General features: G+C 55.6%; 19 protein-coding genes. 10 read left to right on the top strand and 9 right to left on the bottom strand.

All coding sequences use genetic code 11. From position 1 onward, the window contains the following. Together ubiD and ACT3RQ_RS09175 are read left to right on the top strand one after the other, a co-directional pair. Window positions 1-1,497, top strand: coding sequence for a 4-hydroxy-3-polyprenylbenzoate decarboxylase (gene ubiD / locus ACT3RQ_RS09180; protein WP_444639751.1), 1,497 nt, complete (start codon window positions 1-3; stop codon window positions 1,495-1,497). A 55-nt stretch (window positions 1,498-1,552) separates the two neighbouring features. Next, a complete protein-coding gene (locus ACT3RQ_RS09175; protein WP_444639753.1) occupies window positions 1,553-2,290 on the top strand; it encodes an NAD(P)H-flavin reductase in 738 nt (245 codons plus the stop codon). A gap of 13 nt (window positions 2,291-2,303) precedes the next feature. On the opposite strand, the gene ACT3RQ_RS09170 is transcribed toward ACT3RQ_RS09175, so the two are convergent. Then, on the bottom strand, window positions 2,304-2,666 hold the full coding sequence (locus ACT3RQ_RS09170; protein ID WP_444639754.1) for a hypothetical protein: 363 nt from the start codon (window positions 2,664-2,666) through the stop codon (window positions 2,304-2,306). 25 nt (window positions 2,667-2,691) lie between these two features. On the opposite strand from ACT3RQ_RS09170, the gene ACT3RQ_RS09165 reads away from it, so the two are divergent. The 4 genes from ACT3RQ_RS09165 to ACT3RQ_RS09150 all read left to right on the top strand — a co-directional run bounded on the left by ACT3RQ_RS09165 (window position 2,692) and on the right by ACT3RQ_RS09150 (window position 5,284). Further along, window positions 2,692-2,847: a hypothetical protein gene (locus ACT3RQ_RS09165; RefSeq protein WP_172118479.1), complete on the top strand. Its 156-nt coding sequence runs from the start codon at window positions 2,692-2,694 to the stop codon at window positions 2,845-2,847. A 2-nt stretch (window positions 2,848-2,849) separates the two neighbouring features. Then, window positions 2,850-3,935 carry a 3-deoxy-7-phosphoheptulonate synthase gene (locus ACT3RQ_RS09160; RefSeq protein ID WP_226912044.1) on the top strand — a complete coding sequence of 362 codons (1,086 nt, stop codon included), beginning with the start codon at window positions 2,850-2,852 and terminating at the stop codon, window positions 3,933-3,935. Window positions 3,936-4,004: 69 nt separating this feature from the next. After that, window positions 4,005-4,517 (top strand): DUF3087 family protein, encoded by a 513-nt coding sequence (locus ACT3RQ_RS09155; protein ID WP_193056451.1) that lies wholly within the window; start codon window positions 4,005-4,007, stop codon window positions 4,515-4,517. 41 nt (window positions 4,518-4,558) lie between these two features. Further along, window positions 4,559-5,284, top strand: a complete 726-nt coding sequence (locus ACT3RQ_RS09150; protein WP_193055221.1) for an MliC family protein — start codon at window positions 4,559-4,561, stop codon at window positions 5,282-5,284. 53 nt (window positions 5,285-5,337) lie between these two features. Here the strand turns inward: ACT3RQ_RS09150 and ACT3RQ_RS09145 are convergent, their stop codons facing one another. Continuing rightward, window positions 5,338-6,408 carry a metal-dependent hydrolase gene (locus ACT3RQ_RS09145; RefSeq protein WP_444639755.1) on the bottom strand — a complete coding sequence of 357 codons (1,071 nt, stop codon included), beginning with the start codon at window positions 6,406-6,408 and terminating at the stop codon, window positions 5,338-5,340. Window positions 6,409-6,684: 276 nt separating this feature from the next. Here ACT3RQ_RS09145 and gloA point away from each other — a divergent pair, with 276 nt between their 5' ends. Then, a complete protein-coding gene (gene gloA, locus ACT3RQ_RS09140; RefSeq protein WP_087109952.1) occupies window positions 6,685-7,125 on the top strand; it encodes a lactoylglutathione lyase in 441 nt (146 codons plus the stop codon). Window positions 7,126-7,144: 19 nt separating this feature from the next. Then, the gene (locus ACT3RQ_RS09135) at window positions 7,145-7,615 is read left to right on the top strand and encodes an META domain-containing protein (RefSeq protein WP_444639757.1); all 471 of its coding nucleotides are present in this window, start codon (window positions 7,145-7,147) and stop codon (window positions 7,613-7,615) included. 256 nt (window positions 7,616-7,871) lie between these two features. On the opposite strand, the gene ACT3RQ_RS09130 is transcribed toward ACT3RQ_RS09135, so the two are convergent. Beyond that, window positions 7,872-8,438 carry a TetR/AcrR family transcriptional regulator gene (locus ACT3RQ_RS09130; protein ID WP_444639759.1) on the bottom strand — a complete coding sequence of 189 codons (567 nt, stop codon included), beginning with the start codon at window positions 8,436-8,438 and terminating at the stop codon, window positions 7,872-7,874. Between the two features lie 267 nt (window positions 8,439-8,705). Between ACT3RQ_RS09130 and ACT3RQ_RS09125 the strand changes: the two genes are divergently transcribed. Further along, window positions 8,706-8,801 (top strand): twin-arginine translocation signal domain-containing protein, encoded by a 96-nt coding sequence (locus ACT3RQ_RS09125; RefSeq protein WP_444639761.1) that lies wholly within the window; start codon window positions 8,706-8,708, stop codon window positions 8,799-8,801. 43 nt (window positions 8,802-8,844) lie between these two features. Continuing rightward, window positions 8,845-10,149 (top strand): NAD(P)/FAD-dependent oxidoreductase, encoded by a 1,305-nt coding sequence (locus ACT3RQ_RS09120; RefSeq protein WP_444639763.1) that lies wholly within the window; start codon window positions 8,845-8,847, stop codon window positions 10,147-10,149. 76 nt (window positions 10,150-10,225) lie between these two features. On the opposite strand, the gene ACT3RQ_RS09115 is transcribed toward ACT3RQ_RS09120, so the two are convergent. The 6 genes from ACT3RQ_RS09115 to ACT3RQ_RS09090 all read right to left on the bottom strand — a co-directional run bounded on the left by ACT3RQ_RS09115 (window position 10,226) and on the right by ACT3RQ_RS09090 (window position 18,790). After that, window positions 10,226-13,084: a valine--tRNA ligase gene (locus ACT3RQ_RS09115; protein ID WP_444680351.1), complete on the bottom strand. Its 2,859-nt coding sequence runs from the start codon at window positions 13,082-13,084 to the stop codon at window positions 10,226-10,228. 63 nt (window positions 13,085-13,147) lie between these two features. Next, window positions 13,148-14,338 carry an MFS transporter gene (locus tag ACT3RQ_RS09110; RefSeq protein WP_444621810.1) on the bottom strand — a complete coding sequence of 397 codons (1,191 nt, stop codon included), beginning with the start codon at window positions 14,336-14,338 and terminating at the stop codon, window positions 13,148-13,150. 53 nt (window positions 14,339-14,391) lie between these two features. Beyond that, window positions 14,392-15,429, bottom strand: coding sequence for a PDDEXK nuclease domain-containing protein (locus tag ACT3RQ_RS09105; RefSeq protein ID WP_172118565.1), 1,038 nt, complete (start codon window positions 15,427-15,429; stop codon window positions 14,392-14,394). A 79-nt stretch (window positions 15,430-15,508) separates the two neighbouring features. Continuing rightward, complete coding sequence (locus tag ACT3RQ_RS09100; protein WP_441677904.1) at window positions 15,509-15,940, bottom strand: DNA polymerase III subunit chi; 432 nt, start codon at window positions 15,938-15,940, stop codon at window positions 15,509-15,511. 69 nt (window positions 15,941-16,009) lie between these two features. Beyond that, entirely contained in the window at window positions 16,010-17,119 is a 1,110-nt protein-coding gene (locus ACT3RQ_RS09095; RefSeq protein ID WP_193056458.1) for a branched-chain amino acid aminotransferase, read from the bottom strand. A gap of 153 nt (window positions 17,120-17,272) precedes the next feature. Next, window positions 17,273-18,790 (bottom strand): leucyl aminopeptidase, encoded by a 1,518-nt coding sequence (locus ACT3RQ_RS09090; RefSeq protein WP_444621811.1) that lies wholly within the window; start codon window positions 18,788-18,790, stop codon window positions 17,273-17,275. Window positions 18,791-18,875: the final 85 nt, after the last annotated feature.

Genomic DNA, 18,875 nt, shown 5'->3' with positions numbered 1-18,875 from the left:
TTGAAGTATAACGACTTGCGCGACTTCATCGCGGCGCTGGAAGCGCGCGGTGAACTCAAGCGTATCCAAGCCGAAGTCGATCCTTACCTGGAAATCACCGAGATTTGCGACCGCACGCTGCGTGCCGGTGGCCCGGCACTCTTGTTTGAGAATGTGAAGGGCCATGATATGCCGCTGCTGGGCAATCTTTTCGGTACACCAAAGCGCGTGGCACTAGGAATGGGGCAGGAGTCGGTCGAAGCGCTGCGCGAAGTGGGTAAGCTGTTGGCCTTTTTAAAAGAGCCTGATCCGCCCAAGGGGTTGAAAGACGCCTGGGATAAGCTGCCTATCTTCAAACAAGTGCTTAGTATGGGGCCTAAAACCGTTAAGCGGGCGCCAGTGCAGGAAGTCGTTTTTGAAGATGACGAGGTTGATCTTGATCGCCTGCCTATCCAGCACTGCTGGCCGGGCGATGCGGCGCCTTTGGTCACTTGGCCGCTGGTCATTACCCGCGGCCCGCATAAAAAACGCCAGAATCTGGGGATTTACCGGCAGCAAAAGATTGGCAAGAACCGCTTGATCATGCGCTGGCTCTCCCACCGTGGCGGGGCGCTGGATTTCCAGGAGTTTCAGCAAGCGCATCCTGGCGAGCCTTTCCCGGTTGCCGTAGCGTTGGGTGCTGACCCGGCCACGATCCTGGCGGCCGTGACCCCCGTCCCTGACTCACTCTCCGAATATGCGTTTGCCGGGCTTCTGCGCGGCTCGCGTACCGAGCTTGTTAAGTGCGGCCATTATGACCTTGAGGTGCCTGCCTCCAGTGAGATTATTCTGGAAGGGGTTATCTATCCTGATGATATGGCGCCTGAAGGCCCATACGGTGATCACACTGGCTATTACAACGAGGTGGATCACTTCCCGGTCTTTACGGTAACGCGCATGACCATGCGCCGTGATGCCATTTATCACTCCACCTATACCGGGCGGCCGCCGGATGAGCCTGCCGTTCTCGGGTTGGCGCTTAACGAAGTGTTTGTGCCGATACTCTGCAAGCAGTTTCCTGAAATTGTCGACTTTTACCTGCCGCCTGAAGGCTGTTCGTATCGCATGGCGGTTGTCACCATGAAAAAGCAGTACCCAGGTCACGCCAAGCGCGTGATGATGGGGGTATGGAGCTTTTTACGTCAGTTCATGTACACCAAATTCGTGATTGTGCTGGATGACGACGTTGATGCGCGCAACTGGGAAGACGTGATCTGGGCGATCACCACGCGTATGGACCCGGCGCGAGATACCGTGATGGTTGAGAATACGCCTATCGATTATCTGGATTTCGCCTCGCCTGTCTCTGGCTTGGGTTCCAAAATGGGGCTCGATGCGACCAACAAATGGCCAGGCGAAACAGACCGCGAGTGGGGCACGCCCATCGTGATGGACGAGACGGTCAAAAATCGCGTTGACGAGCGGTGGGAAGAGCTGGGAATCGGTATTCCTCTGCCAGCACAGCGGCATGGCGGTTAAGAAGGCAGTTAAGTTTAGCGGCGCACGTTGATCGATTTTTCATATAGAGGTTTTCATGAGCGCAAGGACGTTAACCTGCCAGGTAACGGCTGTTGAGGATTTAAATCCTGACGTATTTGGCGTGACGCTAAAAGGGCGTGCAGAATCAATGCAGCATGCGCCTGGGCAGTATCTAGAACTTAAATTGGATGACAGCACCTGGGTGCCCTTTTCAATTGCCAGTGCCGAGCAGGGCGATGGCGTCATTGAACTGCATATTCAGCACTGGCCTGAGCGCGATAATTCAGTACGACTTCGAAATCTGCTCCAGGTGGCCAATCAGCTAACGCTGCGCTTGCCCGGCGGTGAATGTGTGGTTGACGCGCAAAGCGAGCGTCCGCTGCTGCTGATTGCTGCTGGTACAGGGTTTTCACAAATGAAAGCGATTGTTGAGGCCACCCTGCGTGACCAGCCTGAGCGGCCAATCTCACTCTGGTGGGCTGCCCGTGAGCATCGCGACCTTTACGCTGAAAGCCTGGCGACTGAGTGGGCGCAGCGCTATCCCAATGTAACGTTTAAAGCGGTCACCGAATTTCCGCTAACTGAGCCTTTGGCAAGCGGCGAGCGTATTCATCACCATCAGGGCCGGGTTGATCTTGTACTGGAGAAAGCGGCGCTGACGTTCAGCGATTATGACGTGTATCTCTCCGGCTCGCCCGGCATGGTATACGCCTGCCTGGATGTGTTGGAAACCAAAGGCGTGGTGAGTGAGCGGGTTTTTTCCGACGTATTTGCTTATGCGCCGCGTGGGTGATTGATCCACGGCGTTAGTCTGTCACTTTTTGGCTATGGCGCTGATTGTTAATCAACAGTTGCCATTTGCCAAGCTTAAGGGCAGGATAAAGATATACCTTTTTTAAAACGATTTTTTGCGGCCCCTTGGCTTGCCAGTCATCAGGAAAAATATGCACACACAAGCGCCTTTCCATACTGCTAACCGCCTGCCTTTTATGGCGGTTAGTGTGTGCATGAGCGTTGTGGCCTATTTTGGATATTGGTTTAGCCACGGTGTGCCCACGGCCGACGGTTAACGTCGCGCTACTAGGCACACCTTCCAGGTTGCCTGCCGAATCTTCAAGCCCCGGTTGGTGACCCCGCCGGGGCTTTTTGCGTTTAACGGCTTTTGCCATAGGAATTTCATTAAGGAGCTGCACCATGATGTATCGCGCTTATAACGTCACTATCGCTACCGGCTATGTGGGCTATGGCTGGCGATTTAGCGACGCGCGGTCGGTGCAAGCTGCCACCTCCGACCGTGCCCGTTTGGGTGGTAACGCCAATCAACGATGTCATGTGATACCGGAGAGTTAATGATGAATGCCCAGGCAAGCCTAGCCCCGATCAAGAATGCTAACGCCAACCCCCTTGGCGACAGTACGCCCAGCCCTGTTAATCACTTACCGACACCCGCCGAGTTACGCCAAAGCGTTGCCGTTGATGCTCGGTTAGGCCAGCAAATTTCTCAACAGCGAGAAGCGGTTCAGAAAATATTAAGTGGCCAGGATAAAAGATTATTGGTGGTGGTAGGCCCCTGTTCTATCCATGACCCGGACGCAGCGCTTGAGTACGCTGACCGTTTGGCGGTGCTAAGTGAGCAGGTGGATGAGCAGATTTTACCGGTAATGCGGGTTTACGTTGAAAAGCCGCGTACGACGGTTGGCTGGAAAGGGCTGGCCTATGACCCTGATTTAGACGGTCGTGGCGATATGCCCAAGGGCATTACCCTCTCTCGTGAATTGATGCATGCCGTTGCCGCCCGAGGCCTACCGGTGGCCACCGAGCTGCTTCAGCCCATGCTCGCGCCTTACCTGGATGACCTTTTAAGTTGGGTCGCGATTGGCGCGCGCACTACAGAGTCGCAGCTGCACCGTGAGCTGGCCAGTGACCTGGCTGCGGCGGTTGGGTTCAAAAATGCCACCAGCGGTGATGTGCAGGTCGCGATTGACGCCATACAAGCTGCCGCTCATGGGCACCAGCGCTTTGCTCAAGACAGTCATGGGCGCCCCATCATGCAGCAAACAGCCGGTAACCCGCATACGCATGTTGTGCTTCGCGGCGGGCATGGCGAGCCGAATTATCAGGCAGCGCATGTTCAGGCGGCGATCAAGGCGCTGCATGAGGCAGGTCAGAACCCACGTTTAATGGTCGACTGTAGCCACGCCAATGCACGTAAAGATCATCGTCGTCAGAATGAAGTAATGCTGGATGTACTGGCCCAGCGGCAGGCGGGCAACGCCAATCTGGTCGCCTTGATGCTTGAAAGCCACCTGTTTGAGGGCAAACAGCCGTTAAACCCTAGTGCACTGCGTTACGGTGTCTCGGTAACCGATGCCTGTGTTGGCTGGGAGGCAACCGAGCGGTTGTTAAAAATGGCCGCAGAGCGATTAAGCGCACATTAAGCGACTCAGGCTTGTTTGCGTTGGTCAGCCCCGTATCATAGAACACTCATTTGGATTGCGAGGTTGGCCATGGTTTTTACCCTTGAGCCGCATGATGTACAACGCTACCGTCGTAAGGCGCGCATGATTAGCTTTGCGATGGCGGGCCAACTGGTCATTTTTGGAATGCTGTTTTCCATGCTGCTGACCTCTGCCTTGGGCAACAGCCTATGGCTCTACGCGCTAGGTATCTTCCTGGGACTTCTAGCCACCAGCGCACTCTTTGCGGTGCTGCGCGAACGGCCCTGGATGACCGAGATGCGCTATGTATGGCAGTTAAAGCAACACCTGTCGCAAATCAGGGGGTATTTACCTACGCTTAGGCGTGCACTTGAAGATGATAATCAAGCCGCGCTTAATATCGTGACCTTTTACCATCAAGGGATAACGCAGCTAGCTGAGCTAAATGGTCGTGAGCCCTCTCAAGACCCCACGTGGCTGGCCGAGAAGCATCACTTGGCGGAAAAACGGGCAGCATTGGGATTGCCGCCCAAGTTTGATACCTTTGATCCACAGGATCTACACGCCTTTAAGCGAAGCTAGTGCATTACACAATAAATCACGCGCGCAGGGAGCCTTGATAGATGACGTTTTTTACCCCTCTTCGATTAGCCGCTGTGGGTGCTTGTTTGATGGCACTCACCGGCTGTGCCTCTACGTCTTCACCAGTAGACGAGTCTGGGACAATGACCGTTAACAGCAGTGCCCCGTTGCTGCCCTCGGTACTTTTTGCTGGAAACGCCGACCAGTACCAGGGCTGGCACTGTCAGCCCGCTGACCAGAATTTAGTGACAGCGACGAATACTAATGACCTACGGCTTTGGTCGCTGCACGGTGCCTGGCAGCTGCCTCAAGCGGTTGTCGCTAACGGGGCTCGCTACCAGGATGGCAGTATCAGTTTTTGGAACCGAGGTAACCAGGCCATGGTGGAAACACCGCGTGGCCAACTGCAGTGCACCCTTGGCGAAGAGCGCAAAGTCCTTACTCGTGCAGAGCGGCCTGGCGTTATGTTTTTTGGGCATGGCAATGAGCCAGGCTGGGTGGTCGCGCTCGCACACGATTCCCCCACGTTAACTCTGGAGCTTAACTACGGCGAGGAGCGTATTGAGCTGCCCTATATGGTGAGCGTGATGGACAACGAAGCGGGCCGAGTGGTGCTTGAAAACGCCCGCGTTGAGCCTTTCTTTCGGGTGCGTATTGAAGCGGGCGCTTGCTTTGACAATATGAGCGGTTTTCCCTTTCCTGCGCGGGTAACGCTCAGCTACGGCGGTGAGCAGTTCAGTGGTTGTGGGCAGGGAATCGCCCCCTAAGCTTTTATTTCAGCGCCTATCAGCCATCACTGCTAGCGGTGCGGTGGCCACCGCTAGCAGTGATATTGAAGCGGGTCAGCGCGCCAATCAGGCGAGATAAAGTCGCTTGCACAAAGCGCCATGGTATCTCCAGCGGCCCTTGCTGCGAGACGCGACAGCATATTTAGCTGCAGCCCACGTGCGCTCTCGATCTGCTCGCTTACATCCACGGGTATCCATGTATCATCCTGCAGCGCTGCGAGGGTGAAGCTGAACGGGTGAAAGCCGGGATAGCCCAGCCGAAGATCGGTAGCAATTAATGTTTCATGTCCCTCAATATTGATGGTGTCATAGCGCAAAAAAGGGCCAGTAAACCACATTAGCCGCTGGCCAAGCGGGCCCGACAACGCACTCTCTTCAAGCGCTATATTGCGGTGAAGCGGTTCCAAACGTGGCTGACGCTTGCCATCAAATACGCTAATCAGACCTTCATAATAGCGATCTTCATTGACCACGGTAGCTCGCCATAGCACCGTGTTAAAAGGGGTTGGTTGAACCAGTAAAGGCGCCTCCTCTAGCCCCATCTCGGCAAGAACCGTTGCCAGCCGGTGCTCAATGTTCAGCTTCGCTCCGGCTGCTAGCAATAAGTAAACACTTGAGACAGCCAGCGCGGCCGTAGCGTACTTTTGTACCTGTTTTGACGCGATGCCTACGATTAAACCAATTAGAAGAGGCAGGGTGTAGAGCGGGTCAATGATAAATACAATCGGCCAGGCGACCGGTGATGTTTCTAGCGGCCAGAAGAGCTGCGTGCCATAGGTGGTCAGAGCATCAAGCAGTGGGTGCGTGATTAGCGTGAGTGTAAAAAACCACCACCAATGGATAAAGGAAATATCTCGTGCAGGGGCAAAACGGTTGCTAAGCAGGGCTAGTAACGTTGCGAGTCCGGTCAGTACAAATAACGAGTGGCTAAACCCACGGTGCTCGGTCACATTAGCGATCGCATCGCCATAGTCCAGCGCTACGTCGAGGTCGGGCAGCGTGCCCAGTAGTGCCCCTATGAGAATGGCTTTACGGCCCAAGCGCCGACCCAGCACCGCACCACCAATCGCAGCGCCCAACGCCGCCTGTGTGATTGAGTCCACTAACGTCTCCTTTGAGATAGCCCTCAAATAGCACTATACAGATTTTTCTTTGAATTCGACCTTGTATAATAAATCTGTCTAATGGTTAGTTAAAGCAGGCCGTCATTTAAACCGGTAGTGGTGTAGGTCGGGCTGAATAATGAGCTTTGACGAGCATTTGGGCATACGCTATCTGATATGCACAAGATTTGCTGGTTAAGACCTATTCTGTTTCCATCCATATAATGGGTATCCGCGTTAACATTCATTCACCGGCCTTAATGAAAAGGAAATAACATGCAGTTTTTACACACGATGGTACGTATCAGCGATCTGGATGCATCGCTTCACTTTTACTGTGACCTGCTGGGCCTTAAAGAAGTACGCCGTAAAGAGAATGAAAAAGGCCGCTTTACGCTGATTTTCCTTGCCGCCCCCGAAGACGAAGAGCGCTCAGCGCAGCTCTCCGCTCCCGAACTTGAATTGACGTATAACTGGGACCCTGAAACCTACACTGGCGGGCGTAATTTTGGTCACCTGGCCTATCGGGTAGACGATATTTACGCGCTTTGTCAAAAGCTCCAGGACGCCGGTGTTACTATTAACCGTCCTCCACGGGATGGACACATGGCATTTGTTAAATCGCCTGACGGTATCTCCATCGAGCTACTGCAAAAGGGCGACACGCTAGCACCTCAAGAGCCATGGGCTTCCATGGAAAACAGCGGCAACTGGTAAAACCTATAAGGTGACAATTATGTCCATGAAGACGTTAACGCTGCGTCATTGCTTGCTGCCCTTGTGTGTATCGGCGGCTTTTCTTTTGAGCGCGTGCAGTAGTTCGCCCGCGCCTCAAGAGAGTCATGAAGCGCCGAGCAGTGCGGAGCTTTCAGGAGCGATAGTGGATCAGCGCTGGGATCTTCTGTTGATCGGAACAGATGAGAAGTTAGCGTTTAATGAAACGCCGTTTTTTGAAATCTCTAGCGATGGAACGATCTCTGGTTATGACGGCTGCAACCGCTTTTCGGGGCAGGTAAGTCTGGGGGAAGGGCACCGTTTCGATGTTAAGCAGCTTGCCAGCACGCGCATGGCTTGTCCCAATATGGAGGATGCCCAGCAGGTAACGAATATGCTGGAAGGTGCTTATCGCTACCTCATTGACCATGACCGGTTGGTCTTTTTTGGCCCAGATAGCCGAGTACTTGGCGGCTGGCGCGAAGGTAACTAAACACGTAGCCATTTACAGTGCCTGCTGATACGCGATGGTCATACCGGTGTGTCGCAGGCCCTTTTATTTTAGGCACACATAAACACAGGGAGTTGAGTTATCGATTCAATCAAAAAGTGAACCGCTCTTCAGCCAGTGTTGAATAATCTATTCACATTGGGGGCATGAATGAAAAAGTTATGCTTGCGAAGCGTTTAAAAATAGCGGTGGAATCAGCAATGTTATGATATCCGTCCCTCGACGCTCTAAAGGGAGTTTAATCTGTGCTGCTGGTGATTATAGCGTTGGCGACGGTAGCATGTGCGTGTGCAAGCACTGAGCGCCACTCTGACGGAGACGGGTCCGCTAAGCCTAGCCCGCGCAGTAGAAACAGCCCCTCCATGGCTAGAACGGCTTGGCGAACCTCTTTACTTGCCATGCTGTCACCATCGAATAGATCCAAAATTGAGCGATAATACTCCCTTGCCGGGCGCGATTTTTCCGGTGATTGAAGCAGGGCTGTCATAAGGTAGGCAGAGCGACGAATAAGGCGGTCATCCTCGGTCAGGGCTTCATCCAGGTAAGCAAGCAATCGCTTATGTTTATGTTCCCAATCGTTTCCCGCCCGTATTTGAACGGCGTGTTGAACGCGGTCGATTTCGCGCTGCAGGACAGCAGCTACCAGGTCATCTTTTGTCGCAAAGCTATAGACCAGCCCCCCTTTACTGATACCTGCTCGTTCGGCCACGGCGTCGAGAGTGAACTGACGTCCGCCGCTCTCCATGATGATGGCATCGGCTGCATCCAGAATGCGATCAAGTGAAATTTCTTTTTTGCGTGCCATAGGGCTCTCTATTGTGTGGAAAGCCGCTCCCTGTGAATGAGTGGAGAGGCAGGTGAATCTCACTTCATTTTACCTCATGCACGCCAAGTTGCGGCGCAAGCCGTTCATGTAGGCGGTTACGTCTATTTCTTTCGTTTCATTTCATTGATCGATTGCAACAAGAAAGCCCACTTTTTATTTTCCGACTGGTCAGTCATAATTTATTTCTTACTCACTCCGTGGCTCCCCAGACGCCGCTTTCGTGCAGGACATTGAAGGATTCAAGCAATGAAAATATCCAGACGTAATTTTCTACTAGGTGCAGGTACCGGTATTGCCGGTGGCGTAATGGGCGGTTTTTTTGGGAGCCACCTATGGTGCTAGGCCTGGATGGCGTCTTGAATCGCAGATTCCCCGTGCGGAGGGGGTGGCAACGTCGGACACCTTACCCGCCGAGGCCGATGTCGTGGTGATCGGCGGTGGCATCGCTGGGCTTTCTACGGCGCTGTTTCTCAACGAGAAGGGGTTAAGTACGGTGGTACTCGAAAAGGGTGTGGTGGCGGGCGAGCAGTCCAGCCGTGCCTTTGGCTGGGTTTACTCCAACAGCTGGGATCTGGGCAAGCTGGAGCTTGCCAACCGTTCGAAGTCGATCTGGCAGGGTTTTGCAGGTCGCTTTGGTGAGGATATAGGCTTTCGCCAGACTGGCAATTTCTCGCTGTTGGCCACCGACGATGAGGTGAGCGCAAGCCGGGAGTGGCTTGCCGAGGCGCGCCATATTCAGCCGCAGACCGATGCGCGACTGGTCACCGGCGCCGAGCTTGGGCGGCTGCTGCCCAATGGCGCGGAGCAATACAAGGCGGTACTTCATCAACCCAGCGACGGCACCGCCGAGCCACGCTACTCGGTTTCGCGAATCGCGCGGGGGGCGATGAATGAAGGGGTGCAGATCGTCTCGCCCTGTGCGGCCCGTACTATCGACCGCCAAGGCGGCAGGATCGTCGGCGTGCATACGGAGAAGGGCTATATCAAGGCTTCCCGGGTAGTGCTGGCAGGTGGCGCCTGGTCGTCGCTGTTTGCCGGCAACCTGGGCGTTCATCTGCCCCAACTGACCATCGCTTCTTCTATGCAGCGCCTGAGCCCAATCGACAATGCCTTGCCCGGCGCCGGTTACGGGCCGGACTTCGCCTGGCGCCAGATGGACACTGGGGAGACCGCAGTAGGCGTGTCGACCAACGTCGCGCCCATCACTACCGACAGCTTTCGCATGCTGCTGGATTTCATGCCGGCGCTGAAGCACTCCGGCGATCTGCTCAAGGTGCGCCTGTCGAGCGACTTCTTTGCCTCGCTCAATATGGCCTCGCGCTGGTCCGCCAACGAGATCACGCCCTTCGAGCAAGTGCGCATGCTCTCGGGCAGTGTGGATAAAAACGAGGTGAACACAGCGCTTGCCAACCTGCGCCGCGCCTATCCGCAGTATGAAAACGCCCAAGTGCGCGAGCGCTGGGCCGGCATGATCGACGCCACGCCAGACTCCACCCAAGTGATTTCAGAAGTACCGGACAACGATGGGCTCTTCGTGATCACCGGATTCTCCGGCAACGGTTTGACCACGGCCCCGGCGTCGGGGGAAATGCTCGCCGAAATGATTGCAGGTGAAGAAACGACCTGCGACCCCTCCATCTATCGTTTCAGCCGCTTCACCGATGGCTCGGAGTACGTCTTCCGCCACTAATGTGTCTAGCAGCTGTTTGAAACACCAACGCCACCCTAAGGTGGCGTTGGTGGTGGGTCGTCGTATCCCGGCGGACCTACAGCGCTTCAATCTTGGTTTTCTGTTCTTGCAGCAGTTTTTTAGCCGACTGGAACTCGGCAAGCTTGCCGCGCTCTTTTTCGACGACGGCATCGGGGGCTTTAGACATAAATCCGGGGTTGCCCAGTTTTTTCTCAATGCCAACCATTAGCTTGTCATGCTTTTCGATCTCTTTATTCAATCGAGCAAGCTCGGTGTCTTTGTCGATTAGATCGGCCATCGGCACCAGAACTTCCATATCGCCTACTAATTGCGTTGCTGAAAGCGGGGCATCGTTGGGGTTTTCAAGCCAGCTCGCGCTTTCCAGTTTGGCCAGCTTGGCCAGGAAATGGCGGTTACTTTCCAGGCGCTTGGCATCTTCCGGCTTGCCTTTGGTTAACAGCACGTCCAGCGGCTTGCCGGGGGCTATATTCATCTCGGCGCGAATGTTACGCACAGCGATAATGACACCTTTCAGCCACTCGATATCGCGGGTGGCCTGCTCGTCGATCTTGCTCTCGTCAGCTTCCGGCCATGCCTGAAGCATCAGCGAGGCGCCTTCGCCCATCAAGGTGCCCGCCAAGGGTGACACGCGCTGCCAGATCTCTTCGGTAATATACGGCATCATCGGATGCGCCAGGCGTAGAATGGTTTCTAGCACGCGCACCAGCGTATGCCGTGTGCCGCGCTTGGCTTCAGCGGAGGCATTTTCGTCCCACAGCACTGGTTTGGAAAGCTCGAGATACCAGTCGCAATACTCATTCCAGACAAACTCGTAGAGCGCTTGCGAGGCGTGGTCAAAGCGGTATTCGTCCATCGCCTTGGTCACCTGGGCTTCGGTCTTCTGCAGCTCGGAAATGATCCAGCGGTCGGCCAGCGACAGTTCCACCTTGCTGCCCTGACCTTGAGAAGCGATGCCGCAATCTTCGCCTTCAGCATTCATGAGCACGTAGCGCGAGGCGTTCCACAGCTTATTGCAGAAGTTGCGGTACCCTTCTAGGCGGTTCATATCAAATTTAATATCGCGCCCAGTGGTGGCCTGCGAGAGGAACGTAAAGCGCAGCGCATCGGTGCCATGGGCTTCAATGCCGTCTTTAAATTCGTCTTTGGTCGCTTTGGCAATCGCCTTGGCTTTTTGCGGCTGCATCATATTGCCGGTGCGCTTTTCAAGCAGTGCATCCAGCGTAATGCCGTCGATAAGATCAATTGGGTCGAGTACGTTGCCCTTGGATTTGGACATCTTCTGGCCCTGCCCATCACGCACCAGGCCGTGGACATACACGGTTTTGAAGGGCACCTGGCCGGTGAACTTCAGCGTCATCATAATCATCCGGGCGACCCAGAAAAAGATGATGTCAAAGCCTGTCACCAACACGCTGGTGGGGTGGAAGGTTTCAAGTTCCGGGGTTTTTTCTGGCCAGCCAAGTGTGCCAAAGGTCCATAAGCCTGAGCTGAACCAGGTGTCCAGCACGTCTTCGTCCTGAGTCAGCGCTATATCAGCGCTCAGGCCGTGCTTCTCTCGGGCTTCGGCCTCGGTGCGGGCAACGTAGACGTTACCTTCGGCGTCATACCACGCCGGAATGCGGTGGCCCCACCATAGCTGGCGGGAAATACACCAATCCTGCAGGTCGCGCATCCATGCAAAATACATGTTTTCGTAGTTCTTGGGTACGAACTGGATGTCGCCTTTTTCCACTGCCTCGATAGCGGGCTTGGCAAGGTTTTCAACCGCCACAAACCACTGGTCAGTCAGCAGCGGCTCAATCACATCACCCGAGCGGTCGCCATAGGGCAGGGTGTTGTTAACGGCTTCGACTTGCTCCAGCAGGCCAAGTGCGTCCATATCGGCGACAATCTGTTTACGCGCTTCAAAACGATCAAGGCCTGCGTACTTGGCGGGCAGGCTAGCGTCTTCTTCCGGCTGGGGCTGGCCTTTAAGGTTGAAGATTTCCGCCTGCTCAAGAATCGTGGCGTCTTTGGAAAAGACGTTGATCAGTAAGTGGTTTTGGCGCTTGCCGACTTCATAGTCATTGAAGTCGTGGGCCGGGGTGATTTTCACACACCCCGAACCTTTCTCCATATCGGCGTGTTCGTCGGTCACTACAGGGATGCGGCGGCCCACCAGCGGTAGCTCAATAAACTTGCCCACCAGCGAGGCGTATCGCGCATCTTCTGGGTTGACTGCAACGCCGGTATCGCCCAGCAGGGTTTCGGGGCGGGTGGTGGCCACCACGACATAATCCTTGCCATCGGCGGTTTTAACGCCGTCGGCCAGCGGATAACGGAAGTGCCAGAAGCTGCCTTGCTGCTCCTTGTTCTCCACTTCCAGGTCGGAAATCGCCGTGTGCAGCGTCGGGTCCCAGTTGACCAGCCGCTTGCCACGATAAACCAGTTTCTCTTCATGCAGGCGCACGAAGACTTCCTGAACGGCTTTATAGAAACCGTCATCCATGGTGAAGCGCTCGCGACTCCAATCAACGCTGGCGCCCATGCGGCGCAGTTGGCGGGTAATGTGCCCGCCAGACTCTTCCTTCCACTCCCAAACCTTATCAATAAACGGATCGCGGCCCAGGTCGTGGCGCGTTTTGCCCTCTTCTGCCGCTATCTTGCGCTCAACCAGCATTTGCGTGGCGATACCGGCGTGGTCGGTACCTACCTGCCACAGCGTATTGTTACCCTGCATTCGCTTCCAGCGCGTCAGGGTATCCATGATGGTGTCCTGGAACGCGTGGCCCATGTGCAGGCTGCCGGTGACGTTGGGCGGCGGAATCATGATGGAGAAAGGCGCGCCCTTACCCGAAGGGGCAAAGCGGTTATCGGCTTCCCAGCGCTGATACCAGCGGGTTTCAATCTGTTCGGGTTGGTAGGTCTTTTCCATGGGGAGTCGGCTCACAACGTGCAAAAAAATGGTGACAAGTATAGCGCGATAAGAGGCAGAGCGTCAGGCCTTTGCCGAGGGGAGATGTAACCCACGCATCGCGATTAAACCCAACACAGGGCCTGGCAACAACCACCAGATAACCACCACGCTCTGGCTTGCCCAAAGGGCGGTTACCAAGGCAATGGAGGGGATGGTCAAACCAAAGCCGATAGCGTTCATCATGGCCAAGGCCGCGCCCAGCCGTTCGGCTGGCGCGTGGGCCGATGCCAGCGCCGAAAACTGTGCTGAATCGGCAATCACGCTAACGCCCCAAACGCCCAGCATCGCCAGCAGTAACCAGGGTGAAAGGCTGCCCAATAGCGGGTAAACCAGGCAAAGTACGCCCGATGTTAATAGCGCCACAAACGCAACGTGGGCGCTACCCGCTTTCCGGCTCCACCGGCCAGCCCACACGCAGCCAGGCAGGCCAAGGGCAATAACGGCAAAGCTTAGCCACGGCTGCAGGCTTGCTGACGCATTGAGCCGCTCAAGCTCGCGGCTAACCAAAAAGGGCACCAGCGCCCAGAATGCATAAAGCTCCCAACAGTGGCCGAAGTAGCCCAGTGCGGCTTTGCGAAACGGGCGCTGCTTGAACGCACCAAGTCCGGCCCAGGGGCGCCCGCTTCCGGCTTTGGCAGGTAGGTGGGGGCCAACGCCTAACCGGAAAACCATCAACGCTGCGACCAGTGCCAACAGCGATGCCAATAGCAGTGGCCATTGCCAGGGCAGGTGCAACGTTAATCCGCGCAGTAAATGGGGCGAGGCGATGCCTAGCGTTAACATGCCGACAAGCCAGCCCAGGGCCGCGCCCGCATGCGAAGGTGTCCAACTCACCACCAGCTTCATGCCCAGCGGGTAGATGCCTGCCAGGCATAGGCCGGTGGCAAAGCGTGCCACTGCCGCCAGCGTTATGCTGTCGGCAACGCCAATAAATGCCGCGTTGATAAGCGCACCGAGCACTGCTGACAGCGCAAACAGATGGCTTGCCCGCATGCGGTCGGCAAGGCCGGTAATGGCGATTAGTAGCGTACCGGTGATAAACCCGGCCTGCACCGCGATGGTCAGTAAACCGAGATCACCTTCACTAAGACCCTCCGCCTCCTGCAATGCCAAGCCAACGCCATTAACGCTAAACCACAGCGAGGTGCCAAACAGCTGAGCGAGGACGATAACTGCCAGTGGGTAGCGGGTTAGCCTGGAGGAGGTCTGCATTAGTACTCTCGTGCGTTGAGTTATTGTTGTTAAAACTGAGTATCCAAAAAGAACTACTCCTGTTCGCTCGATAAGCGAGCCCGAGCGCTTTCAATAGATTGATGCAGTTTGGCCTGCAAGGCCTCGCGGGATGGTAGGACGGTCAGGTATTCCGCCACGTGAATACCGCTGTTATCTAGCTCCAGCAGTTCAATCTGTTCCTGTTGCTTACCGGCACAGAGAATGATTCCTAGCGGCGGATTTTCATCAGCTTCTTGCTCATGTTTAGCCAGCCAGCGCAGATAAAGCTCCATCTGGCCTTTAAATTCAGCCTTGAAGCGCCCCAGTTTAAGGTCGATCGCTACCAACCGCTTAAGCTTGCGGTTGTAAAACAGCAAATCAATGTAGAAATCCTCGTCATCAATCTGAATGCGCTTTTGGCGCGCCACAAACGTAAATCCTGCGCCCAGCTCCAGAAGAAACTGCTCAATCTCGCGAAGGATAGCGTCTTCCAGATCTCGCTCCAGGTAACGATCATTTAAGCCGAGAAAATCCAGCACATAAGGATCTTTCAACAGTAGCTGTGGTGAGGGTTGGCCAGCGTTGCGCAGGTTTTGTAACTCATGATGAATGGTTTCATCCGGCTTGCGGGAAATAGCGGTTCGCTCAAATAACATTGACTGGATGCGCTGCTGTAACTGACGGGACGACCAGCCTTCAAGCTGAGATAGCTCGATATAAAAATCGCGCTTGAGCGAATCGTCGAGATAAATCAGGCTTTTTATATGGGTCCAGCTTAACTGTCTCCGCAGTGCGGAGACTTTCTTCTCTTCAGGAAATGTCTCGGCGAAGCGGATCATATGGCGTAGATTCTTTGCCGAAAATCCACGGCCGTACTCACTCGTTAATTGTCTCCCCAGTGAAGAGACAATTTGCTCACCATAACCGGCCCGCTCTTGCCTCAGAATTTCCCGATGAATGCGGTTGCCTAATTGCCAATAGAGAAGCGTTAATTCAGCATTGACGGATATTGCTGCCCGCTCTCTTGCTATGTCGATTAATTGGCGAAGCTCAGGCAGGAGTATTGAATCCTGAGTTGAGGGCTGGCTCATATCGTTTGATCCTTTCGATCAACAAGACCTGAATTATGTTCTTCGGGGGTTGATTGGGCGCTTTCGCGGAGCTCTGGCATTACCCAAGCTTATGCGGCACCACTTCGTGGCCCAGTTCTTTATAGCGCTGCCAGCAGGCGCGTTTGGCGACCAGAACGTGTTGATGCTGGTTGATAATTTCGGCAACGCGCGCATAGCGCTCAACGCCATCAGGAATATCGGGGTGCAGATTGAGAAGCGCGGTTTCTGCTTTGGGCGTAGGCAGGGTTTGCCAGCCCAGCGTTATCGGTACGCTGGCCGCCATTTCACTGTCTTCAAGCGCGTGGGGCAGGTAGGCGTCTTCGCGAAAATTCCACAGGGCTGCGTCAGCCTGCTCGGCCAAGGCCTTGTCTTCGCAGTGAAGGTGTAGCCGGTAACCCTTACGCCAAATGGTTTCGGCCAGCTTACAGGCGAATGCCAAACGCGCTTCCAGGGTGGTATCCGGGAGGATATAAAAATCGATGCGCGCCATAGCGGCTCCAGCTCTTTCAAAACGCGTTTAAAACAGTGCCGCCGCCAGGGCTGGCGGCGGAGGGAGGCATTACACCAACCGGGTGAGCCAGCCGTGTTTGTCTTCACTGCGCCCGTACTGCACGTCGAGCAGCTTTTTACGAATGCGCATGGCCACTTCGTTGCCACCGTCGCCGTTCAGGCGAATACGCTCATTTTCCGTCACCAGCTCGCCCACCGGAGTGATGACTGCCGCGGTTCCGCAGGCGAACACTTCGGTAATCTCGCCGGACGCCGCGCTTTCGCGCCACTCGTCAATGCTGATTGGGCGCTCTTCGGGGGTTAAACCTTCGTCTTTCGCAAGTGTGAGCACCGAGTTGCGGGTAACGCCTTCCAGAATGGTGTCGGTTAAGCGTGGCGTCACCAAGCGTCCATCCTTGAAAACAAAGAACAGGTTCATGCCGCCCAGCTCTTCAACCCATTTGCTTTCCTCAGCGTCAAGGAAGGCCACTTGGCCACAGCCGTGAGCTTCGGCCTCTTTTTGCGCGGCCAATGAGGCTGCGTAGTTACCGCCGCACTTGGCAAAGCCGGTGCCGCCTGGGGCTGCCCGTTTGTAGTGCGAGGAGAGCCAAATGGAAACCGGGCTGATGCCGCCTTTAAAGTAAGACGCTGCCGGAGAAGCGATCACGTAGTAGTCGACTTCGTGAGCCGGGCGTACGCCTAAAAAGGCTTCTGAAGCGATCATGAACGGGCGAAGGTAAAGGCTGCATTCGTCGGCATCGCTTGACGGCGTGGGCACCCAGGTCGTGTCCTGAGCCAGCAGCGCCTTGATGGAGCCAATGAAGTCTTCATCGGAGAGTTCTGGCAGTGCCAGGCGGCGGGCGCTGCGGCGGAAGCGCTCGGCGTTTTTCTCCGGGCGGAAGGTCCAGACCGAGCCATCGGCATGGCGGTAGGCTTTGATGCCTTCAAAAATTTCCTGGCCGTAATGCAGGACCGATGCGGCCGGGTCGAGCGTCAGCGGGCCGTAGGGGCGTACCTGATGGCCGTGCCAGTCGGCATCGACCGTCCAGCGGATATTGACCATGTGGTCGGTGAAGTGCTTGCCAAAACCTGGGTTGGTCAGGATGTTGTCACGAATGCTGTCGGCCGTTGGCTGATTGGACGGCAGGATTTCAAAACGAGTCGTAGAGCTAGTGGGCACGGCGTGTTTTCTCCGCTAGAGCCAGGCCCCGAAGGGCGATATAAGCGTGTCGTTAGCGTAGCGCGTGCCATAAACGATAGAGCACACGCTAATACTTCCAGATTTAACGGTTGTGGCACTCAAAGGCAACCATTGAGCGCACGATCCGTGCGATTAGTTGGCGCTGATTTCTACCTGGCCGTCGGCTTCACGGTCTAGCAGGTACTGGGAAAGCAGGCCAACCGGGCGGCCGGTGGCGCCTTTCTGTTTGCCCGAGTGCCAGGCGGTACCGGCGATATCCAGGTGCGCCCATGGGAAATGATCGGCAAAGCGCGATAAAAAGCACGCGGCGGTAATCGTACCTGCCGGGCGCCCGCCAATATTGGCCAGGTCGGCAAAGTTGGATTCCAACTGCTCCTGGTACTCATCCCACAAGGGTAAATGCCAGGCGCGGTCCCAGGAGGCTTCACCGGCTTCCAGCAAATCGAGCGCCAGGTCGTCATCGTTGGAGAGCAGGCCCGTCGCGTGGTGGCCCAGGCCAACAATTACCGCGCCTGTTAGCGTGGCGATATCGACAACGCTTGCTGGTTTAAAGCGCTCGGCGTAGGTCAGTGCGTCGCACAGTACCAAGCGGCCTTCGGCATCAGTATTAAGCACTTCAACCGTTAGACCTTTCAGCGTTTTAATAATATCGCCAGGCTTGGTGGCAAGGCCATCGGGCATGTTTTCTGCGGCGGCGACAATAAATACCAGGTTGAGCTTGGGCTTGAGCGCAAGCATGGTCTTCACGGTGCCGAATACGCTGGCGGCGCCGCACATGTCGAATTTCATTTCGTCCATGCCTTCGCCGGGTTTCAGCGAAATGCCGCCGGTATCAAACGTGATCCCTTTGCCTACCAGGACGTGGGGGGCTTCTTCACTCTCCGTCGCACCGTTGTACTTCATGACAATCAAGCGCGTAGGTTCGTGGCTGCCACGGCCAACCGACAGTAGTGAGCCAGCGCCGAGGGCATCCAGCGCCTCTTCGTCGAGAATGTCCACCTCTAACGCGCCGTTGGACGTCTTGCCCAACTGCTCGGCCTGTTGGGCCAGGTAGCTTGGCGTGCACACATTGCCCGGTAAATTGCCCAACGTGCGGGCGTAGTTGATGCCTTGGCCAATCGCTGTGCCAATCTGGGCGCCTTGTTGGGTAAGCGTCGCGTTTTCAGGCTCGCTAAACAGCGTGAGTGCGTTAAAGCGTGCTAAAGGCGCTGGCTGCGACTTAAACTGGTCAAAGCGGTAAACCGCGCGTTCTGCGGCCTCCAGCACCTTACGCGCTTTCCAGCTGCTGTCGCGGCTTTCAAGAGGAACATCATTAAACGCGATGCTTGCTTCGTCGACGGGCAGCTTGGTCAGCGCCACCATGGCCGCATCCAGCGCTTTTAAAAAGGCGCCTTCCTGGCACTTTTCGCGCTCTCCGAGGCCTACTAACAAAAGCCGTTCTGCGCAAAGCCCCGGCGCGAAAGGAATCATCTGTACGTTGCCAAGAGCAGGATCGAAATCGCCGCGCTCAAGCAACTGACCGATTAAACGTTCACTGGCGTCGTCCAGGCTGGCGGCCGTGGGCAACAAGTCGCTACCTTTAAACATGGGGATGACGAGACAAGCCGTTTCGGTTTTGGCCGGATTGGCGGTCTGAACGGAAAATTCCATAACGTCTCCAACAAGACAAGCATCGAGGGATTCGGGATAATGCCCCGTACTGGGTGTTGGGTTAGTGTACCCAAGCCATGGGCGC

It is taken from the genome of Halomonas sp. AOP43-D1-4, from assembly GCF_052446175.1.
In the GTDB taxonomy this organism is placed as follows: domain Bacteria; phylum Pseudomonadota; class Gammaproteobacteria; order Pseudomonadales; family Halomonadaceae; genus Vreelandella; species Vreelandella citrativorans.
The sequence above is the reverse complement of the archived record's forward strand: the minus strand, read 5'-3'. Positions and strand labels throughout refer to the sequence as shown.

Excerpts from the sequence above, each read along its gene's own strand:
- ACT3RQ_RS09175 (WP_444639753.1), top strand. The coding sequence starts at position 1,553 with ATGAGCGCAAGGACGTTAACCTGCCAGGTAACGGCTGTTGAGGATTTA.
- ACT3RQ_RS09160 (WP_226912044.1), top strand. The coding sequence starts at position 2,850 with ATGAATGCCCAGGCAAGCCTAGCCCCGATCAAGAATGCTAACGCCAAC.
- ACT3RQ_RS09170 (WP_444639754.1), bottom strand. The coding sequence starts at position 2,666 with ATGGCAAAAGCCGTTAAACGCAAAAAGCCCCGGCGGGGTCACCAACCG.
- ACT3RQ_RS09100 (WP_441677904.1), bottom strand. The coding sequence starts at position 15,940 with ATGGCGCGCATCGATTTTTATATCCTCCCGGATACCACCCTGGAAGCG.
- ACT3RQ_RS09105 (WP_172118565.1), bottom strand. The coding sequence starts at position 15,429 with ATGAGCCAGCCCTCAACTCAGGATTCAATACTCCTGCCTGAGCTTCGC.
- ACT3RQ_RS09130 (WP_444639759.1), bottom strand. The coding sequence starts at position 8,438 with ATGGCACGCAAAAAAGAAATTTCACTTGATCGCATTCTGGATGCAGCC.
- ACT3RQ_RS09155 (WP_193056451.1), top strand. The coding sequence starts at position 4,005 with ATGGTTTTTACCCTTGAGCCGCATGATGTACAACGCTACCGTCGTAAG.
- ACT3RQ_RS09115 (WP_444680351.1), bottom strand. The coding sequence starts at position 13,084 with ATGGAAAAGACCTACCAACCCGAACAGATTGAAACCCGCTGGTATCAG.
- ACT3RQ_RS09165 (WP_172118479.1), top strand. The coding sequence starts at position 2,692 with ATGATGTATCGCGCTTATAACGTCACTATCGCTACCGGCTATGTGGGC.
- ACT3RQ_RS09150 (WP_193055221.1), top strand. The coding sequence starts at position 4,559 with ATGACGTTTTTTACCCCTCTTCGATTAGCCGCTGTGGGTGCTTGTTTG.
- ACT3RQ_RS09110 (WP_444621810.1), bottom strand. The coding sequence starts at position 14,338 with ATGCAGACCTCCTCCAGGCTAACCCGCTACCCACTGGCAGTTATCGTC.
- gloA (WP_087109952.1), top strand. The coding sequence starts at position 6,685 with ATGCAGTTTTTACACACGATGGTACGTATCAGCGATCTGGATGCATCG.
- ACT3RQ_RS09125 (WP_444639761.1), top strand. The coding sequence starts at position 8,706 with ATGAAAATATCCAGACGTAATTTTCTACTAGGTGCAGGTACCGGTATT.
- ACT3RQ_RS09090 (WP_444621811.1), bottom strand. The coding sequence starts at position 18,790 with ATGGAATTTTCCGTTCAGACCGCCAATCCGGCCAAAACCGAAACGGCT.
- ACT3RQ_RS09135 (WP_444639757.1), top strand. The coding sequence starts at position 7,145 with ATGTCCATGAAGACGTTAACGCTGCGTCATTGCTTGCTGCCCTTGTGT.